The following is a 7,726-nucleotide window of genomic DNA, read 5'->3' on the forward strand; positions in this document are numbered from 1 at the left end:
CTTGGATTCCTCACGGCCGGCCCGGGACGGCGTCAGGGCCAGTCCTCGTCATCAACATCAGTGCAATTCGCTGTCATCATCCGCGCTTCAACCTTGAAGGTAGTAGGATATAAGCTTTCTCAGCTCAAGGTTCCTGTTCGGGGGGAGCCTCAAGAAGCGCCTCAGCCCGTTGTTTTCCGCTATCAGGCCGGAGAGCTCGATTGCGAGGATTTTGTTGTCCTCGCTCAGGCCGTAGGCCTTGTAGCGGAGTGGGGCGTATTCCCTTTCGAGCCTCCAGACCTTCTTTTCAAGCTCTTCTACCTTTCTCTCGAGTTCCTCGAGCTCTCCCTTCGATTCCCTGAACTCCCCGGCGAGTGCTATCTCAATGACCCGTTCCGGGGGAACGCTGTAGCGCTCCGCGAGCTTCTCAATCTCGTCCGAGAGCTCGCCGAGCTCGACCTCAACCTTTCCAAAGCCCCTATCAGGTTTGATTGTGAGCTTCATCTTAGTTCACGCTCCGTGAACGAGTCGTTCACAGTTTGTGAACTTCTCCTCTCTTCGAGCCTTTTCCTCAGCTCCTCGTTTTCCTTTCTCAGTTTATTGCGCTCGGCCGTCAGGAGTTCCTTGTCCCGAAGGGCCTTCTCGTAGAACTCCCTCAGCTCTTCGAGCTGGTTCTCCATTTCCTGGAACTTCTCCTCGAGCTTCCCAATTTTCTCCCGAAGGAACTCTTCCCGCTCGGCTCTGAGTGTTTCCTCGACTTTGGGAAGGTTCTCCTCGATTAGGGCCCTAACGTCCCTTCCCTTCAGGGATTTGAACTTCTCGCGGGGCAGGATAATCATGATATCGCTCATCTCGTCCTCCTCTCCATCTCGGTCTTCCTATCGTAGCAGAGGATGTAAAAGGCCAGAAGCCCCTTCCACCTTCCATAGGGCTCGATGATTTCCCTAACGTCCCTTTCTTTAACTTCTTTCAGCCTTTTGCCGAAAATCTTCGCGAGTCCCCTCCTAAGGCCGAGGTCCCCGGCAGGATAGACGTTCTTCCTCAGGCCGTAAGCAAGGAACAGCTCCGCGCTCCACTTCCCTATCCCGCGGAACCTCGTGAGGTATTTGATAGCATCATCAACGTCCCGGTCCCAGAGTTCGAGGTTCAGCTCACCCTTCAGGTAAAGCTCAGTGAGGGACTTTATGTAGCCCGCTCTATAACCAAGTCTGACCTCCTTTAACTCCTCCTCGCTCAGCCTTGCAATCCGCTCGGCGCTCGGAAAGGCGTAGAGCTCTCCAACGGGTTCCCCGGCGAGTTTGACGAGGTTCCTAATCGTCCGCTGGGCGAACTCGTAGTTAACCTGTTGCTGAGCTATCACCTCGACGAGGGCCTGGTATGGACTCGGCGATGCGGGAATAGTTAGACCGTAGAACTCCTTGATGAGGAACGCGAAGGGAGAATCACCTATCTCGGCGTAGAAAGAATCCAAATCCGTGTCGAGGCCGAGAACGAAAGTTAGCTTTTTCCTCGCTTCCTTCCTCTCGCCCTTTCCCCAGTCCTCGGGGAAGCGGAAGTCCCCGTCGTAGGCGACCACTCCGGTCTTCCCGTTGCTCAGCCTCAGGACCTGGTAGAACGTGCCGTCCCTGAAGGCCCAGGTGCCGTTGCGTATCATTTCCTTTGCGGTTTTTTCAACGCTAACCATCGGTCGAGCTTTATGGGGTTGCGCCTTATATCCCTTAGGGTCAGGACCCATAGCCTCTTTCCGTCGGAGGAGCGCCTTATCTCGATTTCCCCGTTCTCCTCAAGGAAGAGCATTACCTCCTTGACGTGCTCCGGTTTAAGGTCGAGCTTCCGGACGGCTTCCCAGAAGGGTTCCTCCCGAGAGTAGCGGGCAAGCTCCCTGACAATCTCCCGGGCAAGTTCAAGTTTTCTCTCTTTTTCGACCCTGAAGAGTGCGTACAGCTTCGAGACCTGCATGGTAGGACTTTTGCGCGCCGAGTATATTATCCTTTCCCCGGTTTGAGTTCAGTTCTTTTCAGGCCATATGGTAACTCCTAAGGGTAAGGCAAAGGATTTAAACTTTAAAGTTGTATCTGGGGTGGAGATGGCCATGCGGAGGGGAGCAGTAGTCCTAGCAGCATTCCTTGTTCTGCTACTCCTGCCAAGCGTTTCAGCCCAGAAGAACGTTGTTTACGTTGCCAAAATCACCGGAACGATAACCCAGTACACCGCCGACCAGTTCGCCCGCTACATCAAAACCGCCGAGGACCACAACGCCGAGGCGCTGATAATAGAACTCAACACCCCCGGCGGACAGGGCGACGCGATGATGCGCATCGTTTCCCTTATCCAGAACTCAACTGTGCCGGTAATCATCTACGTCTACCCGAAGGGGGCCATAGCGGCATCCGCCGGCACTTACATAGCTATGGCGTCGCACCTGATAGCAATGGCCCCCGGGACGAGCATAGGAGCCTGCGAGCCTATCCTCGGCTACGCTCCCAACGGCAGTATAATCCGCGCCCCCGCCAAAATCCGGAACTTCTTCACGGCCTACATGCGCTCGCTCGCGGAGGAAAGCGGCAGAAACGTCACAGCTGCCGTGAAGTTTGTTACCGAGGACCTCAGCCTAACCCCCGAGGAGGCTCTAAAAGCCCACGTGATTGAGGTTATAGCTAGCAACGTCCCCGACCTGCTGAAGAAGGCCAACGGAATGAAGACCAAAATCCCGGTCGCCGACAGGGGCTACGTCACGTTCAACTTCACGAACGTTGAAACTCGTGAGATAGGTCCCTCAATAAGCGACATCATTATAAGCTACCTCTCCAACCCCGCGATTGCGTACATACTCCTCAACGTCGGCATACTGGGGCTCATATTCGGCTTCTTAACCCCCGGCTGGCACGTTCCCGAAACAATAGGGGCCATCCTGCTCGTGCTTGGAATCATCGGACTTGGATACTTTGGCTACAACACTGCGGGTCTTCTCCTTATAATCCTCGCAATGGTCTTCTTCATAGCCGAGGCCCTGACGCCGACGTTCGGACTCTTCACGATAGCGGGCGTGGTGACGTTCGTGCTCGGAGGCCTGATGCTCTTTGGAAAGGGCGGTGGGGGTGTATACCTCGTGAGCCATACAACGTTCGCGCTCCTCAGAGTTGCGATAATCGTTATGGGAATCCTGCTCGGCGTGTTCTTCCTCTTTGGAATGGCCGCCGTCGTTCGGGCACATAGAAGGAAGCCCAAGGCCGGAAAGGAGGAGATGGTCGGCGAGGTCGGCAGGGTAATCGAGGACCTCGACCCGGAGGGCCTAATCAAGGTTCACGGAGAAATATGGAGAGCCGTCTCAAAGGATGGGAGAACGATAAGGGTCGGCGAGAGGGTAAAGGTCGTCGAGGTCAGGGGTCTAACCCTCATAGTGGAAAAGTTCGAGGATGGAGGTGAGGAGTAATGCCCGTATCGGCGGGTACCTTAGTTTTGGGGATAGTTTTGCTTTTTGTTTTGATTCTGCTTGCAAGCTCGATAAAGATAGTTAAGGAGTACGAGAGGGCAGTAATATTCCGTCTCGGCAGGGTCGTCGGTGCTAGGGGTCCCGGACTGTTCTTCATCATACCGATTTTCGAAAAGGCAGTCATAGTTGACCTTCGCACGAGGGTTCTTGACGTTCCGGTTCAGGAAACTATAACCAAGGATAACGTCCCCGTTAGAGTCAATGCGGTGGTTTACTTCCGCGTTGTTGACCCGGTTAAGGCTGTCACTCAGGTTAACAACTACATCATGGCCACCAGCCAGATTGCCCAAACAACGCTGAGAAGCGTTATCGGACAGGCGCACCTCGACGAACTGCTTAGCGAGAGGGAGAAGCTCAACATGCAACTCCAGAAAATCATAGATGAAGCGACCGACCCGTGGGGGATAAAGGTCAGTACGGTTGAGATAAAGGACGTTGAGTTACCCGCCGGAATGCAGAAGGCAATGGCAAGGCAGGCGGAGGCCGAAAGGGAAAGAAGGGCGAGGATTCTCCTGGCGGAGGCCGAGAAGCAGGCCGCTGAAAAGCTCCGTGAGGCCGCTGAGATTATCAGCGAGCATCCAATGGCCCTTCAGCTCAGGACACTACAGACCATAAGCGATGTCGCGAGCGACAAGAGCAACGTTATAGTTCTCACGTTACCAATGGAGATGCTCAAGCTATTCAAGAGCGTTGGGGAAGCCGCAGAAGCGTACAAGAAGAAGGCTGAAAAAGAGGGAACGGGGAAAGCCTAAGCCCCCTTTCCACCTTTACTTTTTCCGGAAGAGACCGCAAAAGATAAAAGGAGGTTTTCCATAGGTGTACCACGCAGTAGCCTCTCACAAACCTTATAATCGGGCGAAGTGAAGTTCATCATTAATCTGGAGGTGTCGGCTTTGGAAGGGCGTTCCATAGTTTTTGCATCCGGAAAGGGTGGAACCGGTAAAACAACGACAGTTGCAAACCTAGGTGTTGCTTTAGCTCAGTTCGGCAAGGAAGTGATTCTCCTCGACGCGGACATAACCATGGCAAACCTCAGTCTAGTTCTCGGCATGGAGGACATCCCAATAACCCTGCACGATGTCCTAGCTGGGGAAGCTGACCTCAAAGATGCAATCTACGAGGGGCCAGCGGGCGTCAAGGTAATCCCCGGTGGACTCAGCCTTGAAAAAGTCAAAAAGGCAAGACCAGAAAGGCTCAGGCAGCTCATAAGAGAGATAAGTCAGATGGCGGATTTTATTCTCATTGACGCCCCAGCTGGTCTTGAGATGACGTCAGTTACGGCACTGCTCATAGGTAAGGAACTCATAATCGTCACCAATCCGGAAATCTCCGCAATTACGGACTCCCTTAAGACAAAGCTCATAGCGGAGAAGCTCGGAACACTCCCGCTTGGAGCTGTTCTCAACAGGGTGACGAACGAGAAGACAGAGCTTACCAAGGAGGAAATCGAGGCTATTCTCGAGGTTCCTGTTCTGGCGATGATTCCTGAAGACCCAGAAGTTAAGAGGGCAAGCGCATACGGTGTTCCCTTGGTTATCAAGAACCCCACCAGCCCAGCCGCGATAGCAATCAAACAGCTCGCCGCAAAGCTGGCCGGCATCAAGTGGGAGCCGCCCGAACCGGAGAGTCCGATTAAGAGAGTCTTTAAGGCGCTCTTCGGAGGGAGGAAGTGATGAACGAGGTCTTCATTTACGGCATCATTCTGATTTTGATTGTTATTATAATAATACTGCTAATGCTCTACTTCTCGGCCAGGAACAACCCGTACTACGTCGTCTACGACGAAGAAACCAAGACCGCTTTAAAGAGGCGTGTTATGAGCCTCAAGGAGGAGCTTGAGGGAGAACTGGAGAACTTTGACGTCGAGGACTGGGAGAAGACCCTCGAAGAGTCAATAGACGAAGAGGTCAAGAACCTCTGAGCGTTTTTATTCCCATTTTGTTATTAAACATTTTTGGGACGTTAAACTTTAAAGACTCTTCAGTGTAAGGATGTTCTGGAGGTGGGGGCGCTATGAAGGTAAAGCTGGGGTATAAGGACAAGTTAGTCGAGATGGAGGGAGGCTGGATTTATGTCTTTAATGGAAGGCTCTACAGCGCCCCCATCGCCGAGGTCGTTGGATACTACACCAAAGGTCAGGGGATAGTTCCCGGACCCATTAGGGAAATCGCAGGTGATATCATAAGGGTTCTCCTCAGAACCGGGGAGCTTGAGCGATACGTTCAGCCTCAAATCGGCTACGGTGAGAGTCTTTCAAGCTGATTTTACATAATTTTGATGAGTTTGCTCTTTTCACCAGGGCTTTTTAACGGTGTTTTCCGCGAAAACTTTTAAGTAACCCATTCAGCAGAGAGATAATTCACCGAGGAGGTGGGACCAATGAAGGCCAAGGTTAAGATTCTCGACTTCTACAGCGGTCGGTATTCGGTTCTCATAAATGAGGAGGACGCCAAGGAGGCGAAGCTCCACCCCGACGACCTCGTTAAGATAGAGGCCGGCAAAAAAACTGTTTACGGAAGCGTTGTCATAAGCAACCTCCTTGAGAGAGGAGAAATAGGGGTCAGCAGGGACATCCTTGAGCTTCACAACTTCTCTGAGGGGGAAGTCGTAACTGTTATCCCCTCAGGAACCCCCGAGAGCGTCCGCTACATAAAGAAGAAGATGCACGGTGAAAAGCTCCGTAAGGTTGAGATTGAGGCCATAGTCAGGGATATAGTTGACAGAAAGCTCAGGGACATCGAGATAAGCGCGTTCGTTACCTCACTCGAGATAAACGGCCTTGACATGGACGAGATTGCCGCTCTGACAATAGCGATGGCCGAAACCGGCGACATGCTCGACATTGACAGAAAGCCGATAATGGACGTTCACAGCATCGGAGGCGTTCCGGGCAACAAGACCAACATCCTCGTCGTGCCCATCGTTGCCGCCGCGGGGCTAACGATTCCAAAGACCAGCTCAAGGGCCATAACCAGCGCCGCGGGAACGGCCGACGTCGTCGAGGTCTTCGCCAACGTGAGCTTCAAGCTCGATGAGATTAAGAGGATAGTAGAAAAGGTTGGTGCGTGCCTCGTCTGGGGAGGGGCCTTGAACCTCGCCCCCGCCGATGACATCACAATCAAAGCCGAGCGCGCCCTGAGCGTTGACCCCACCGGTCTGATGCTCGCGAGCATAATGTCGAAGAAGTACGCCATGGGGAGCCAGTACGTCCTCATAGACATACCAACGGGAAAGGGCGTCAAGGTCGAGACAGTCGAGCAGGCGAGGGCGCTCGCGAGGGACTTCATAGAGCTCGGCAAGAGGCTCGGTCAGTACGTCGAGGTGGCCATAACCTACGGAGGCCAGCCGATAGGCCACACCGTCGGCCCGGCTCTCGAGGCCAGGGAGGCACTCTCAGCCCTGATGACCGGCAAGGGACCGGGAAGCCTCATCGAGAAGGCCACCGGGCTGGCTGGAATCCTGCTTGAGATGGGCGGCGTCGCTCCGGCAGGAATGGGCAAGAAGATGGCCAGGGAAATCCTCGAGAGCGGAAAAGCCTGGGAGAAGATGAAGGAAATCATCGAGGCCCAGGGAGGGGACCCCAACATCAAGCCTGAAGAGATTCCAATAGGCGACAAGACCTACACCTTTACGGCCCCAACGAGCGGCTACGTAACCGCGATAGACAACAGGGCGATAACTGCCATTGCAAGGGCCGCTGGAGCGCCCGAGGACAAGGGAGCCGGCTTGGAGCTTTACGTCAAGGTCGGCGAGAAGGTCAAAGAGGGAGACCCGCTCTTCACGATTCACGCCGAGCACGAGGCAAGGCTCGACCAGGCAATAGTTCTTGCCAGGAGAACCGAGCCGATAAGAATAGAGGGAATGGTCCTCCAGCGAATCGGGAACATCTGAGCCTTTCATTCTTTCAGCTTTTCCAGCTCTTTTCTAAACTCCTCCCTGCTCATGCACGGCTGGTTCCTCTTCAGCTTGACAGCGGCGATTTTATAGTTGCCCTTTCCGATGAACCTGCAGACTTTCTCGGGCTCGTCCACGAGCCTCGCGACAGCGTAGGTGATTCCGTCCCGTTCAATGTAGTCTATAACCGTATCCTGGAAGCCGGTGAAGATTACGACGCACTTCCTGTTTGGGTTGAAGGGCTTCAAATCCTCGTCTACTGGAGGCAGTCTCTTGACGACGCACTCGCTCGGAAAATCGTGCGCTTTAACGCGCCTTATCAGTTCGGGCATCTCGCCGGTTTCCTCGAAGCGCTCTAGC

General features: G+C 53.8%; 11 protein-coding genes. 6 read left to right on the top strand and 5 right to left on the bottom strand.

The window, feature by feature from the left end; translation table 11 throughout:
- Positions 1-87 precede the first annotated feature (87 nt).
- From MVK46_RS07145 to MVK46_RS07160, 4 genes are read right to left on the bottom strand one after another with little or no spacing between them, the layout of a single operon-like run.
- A complete protein-coding gene (locus MVK46_RS07145; protein ID WP_297535940.1) occupies positions 88-483 on the bottom strand; it encodes a hypothetical protein in 396 nt (131 codons plus the stop codon).
- Positions 480-830: a hypothetical protein gene (locus tag MVK46_RS07150; RefSeq protein WP_297535941.1), complete on the bottom strand. Its 351-nt coding sequence runs from the start codon at positions 828-830 to the stop codon at positions 480-482. The genes MVK46_RS07145 and MVK46_RS07150 overlap by 4 nt, the downstream gene beginning before the upstream one ends.
- A complete protein-coding gene (locus MVK46_RS07155; RefSeq protein ID WP_297535942.1) occupies positions 827-1,663 on the bottom strand; it encodes a DNA-3-methyladenine glycosylase in 837 nt (278 codons plus the stop codon). The genes MVK46_RS07150 and MVK46_RS07155 overlap by 4 nt, the downstream gene beginning before the upstream one ends.
- Positions 1,630-1,938, bottom strand: a complete 309-nt coding sequence (locus MVK46_RS07160) for a hypothetical protein (protein ID WP_297535944.1) — start codon at positions 1,936-1,938, stop codon at positions 1,630-1,632. Before MVK46_RS07160 ends, MVK46_RS07155 begins: the two co-directional genes overlap by 34 nt.
- Positions 1,939-2,071: 133 nt before the next feature.
- Between MVK46_RS07160 and MVK46_RS07165 the strand changes: the two genes are divergently transcribed.
- The 6 genes from MVK46_RS07165 (at position 2,072) to MVK46_RS07190 (ending at position 7,363) form a co-directional block, all read left to right on the top strand.
- On the top strand, positions 2,072-3,412 hold the full coding sequence (locus MVK46_RS07165; RefSeq protein WP_297535954.1) for a nodulation protein NfeD: 1,341 nt from the start codon (positions 2,072-2,074) through the stop codon (positions 3,410-3,412).
- Positions 3,412-4,224, top strand: coding sequence for a slipin family protein (locus MVK46_RS07170; RefSeq protein ID WP_297535945.1), 813 nt, complete (start codon positions 3,412-3,414; stop codon positions 4,222-4,224). Before MVK46_RS07165 ends, MVK46_RS07170 begins: the two co-directional genes overlap by 1 nt.
- Before the next feature lie 141 nt (positions 4,225-4,365).
- A complete protein-coding gene (minD, locus tag MVK46_RS07175) occupies positions 4,366-5,145 on the top strand; it encodes a cell division ATPase MinD (RefSeq protein ID WP_297535946.1) in 780 nt (259 codons plus the stop codon).
- A complete protein-coding gene (locus MVK46_RS07180) occupies positions 5,145-5,393 on the top strand; it encodes a hypothetical protein (RefSeq protein ID WP_297535950.1) in 249 nt (82 codons plus the stop codon). Before minD ends, MVK46_RS07180 begins: the two co-directional genes overlap by 1 nt.
- A 92-nt stretch (positions 5,394-5,485) precedes the next feature.
- On the top strand, positions 5,486-5,734 hold the full coding sequence (locus MVK46_RS07185; RefSeq protein WP_297535951.1) for a hypothetical protein: 249 nt from the start codon (positions 5,486-5,488) through the stop codon (positions 5,732-5,734).
- Between the two features lie 117 nt (positions 5,735-5,851).
- Positions 5,852-7,363: an AMP phosphorylase gene (locus MVK46_RS07190; RefSeq protein WP_297535952.1), complete on the top strand. Its 1,512-nt coding sequence runs from the start codon at positions 5,852-5,854 to the stop codon at positions 7,361-7,363.
- 5 nt (positions 7,364-7,368) lie between these two features.
- Here the strand turns inward: MVK46_RS07190 and MVK46_RS07195 are convergent.
- Positions 7,369-7,726, bottom strand: a 358-nt coding sequence (locus MVK46_RS07195) for a hypothetical protein (protein WP_297535953.1), incomplete at its 5' end; no start/stop codon positions are given.

It is taken from the genome of Thermococcus sp., from assembly GCF_027066465.1.
Classification (GTDB): Archaea; Methanobacteriota_B; Thermococci; order Thermococcales; family Thermococcaceae; genus Thermococcus.

Coding starts and splice junctions, on each gene's coding strand:
- MVK46_RS07145 (WP_297535940.1), bottom strand. CDS start 483: ATGAAGCTCACAATCAAACCTGATAGGGGCTTTGGAAAGGTTGAGGTC.
- MVK46_RS07150 (WP_297535941.1), bottom strand. CDS start 830: ATGAGCGATATCATGATTATCCTGCCCCGCGAGAAGTTCAAATCCCTG.
- MVK46_RS07155 (WP_297535942.1), bottom strand. CDS start 1,663: ATGGTTAGCGTTGAAAAAACCGCAAAGGAAATGATACGCAACGGCACC.
- MVK46_RS07160 (WP_297535944.1), bottom strand. CDS start 1,938: ATGCAGGTCTCGAAGCTGTACGCACTCTTCAGGGTCGAAAAAGAGAGA.
- MVK46_RS07165 (WP_297535954.1), top strand. CDS start 2,072: ATGCGGAGGGGAGCAGTAGTCCTAGCAGCATTCCTTGTTCTGCTACTC.
- MVK46_RS07170 (WP_297535945.1), top strand. CDS start 3,412: ATGCCCGTATCGGCGGGTACCTTAGTTTTGGGGATAGTTTTGCTTTTT.
- MVK46_RS07180 (WP_297535950.1), top strand. CDS start 5,145: ATGAACGAGGTCTTCATTTACGGCATCATTCTGATTTTGATTGTTATT.
- MVK46_RS07185 (WP_297535951.1), top strand. CDS start 5,486: ATGAAGGTAAAGCTGGGGTATAAGGACAAGTTAGTCGAGATGGAGGGA.
- MVK46_RS07190 (WP_297535952.1), top strand. CDS start 5,852: ATGAAGGCCAAGGTTAAGATTCTCGACTTCTACAGCGGTCGGTATTCG.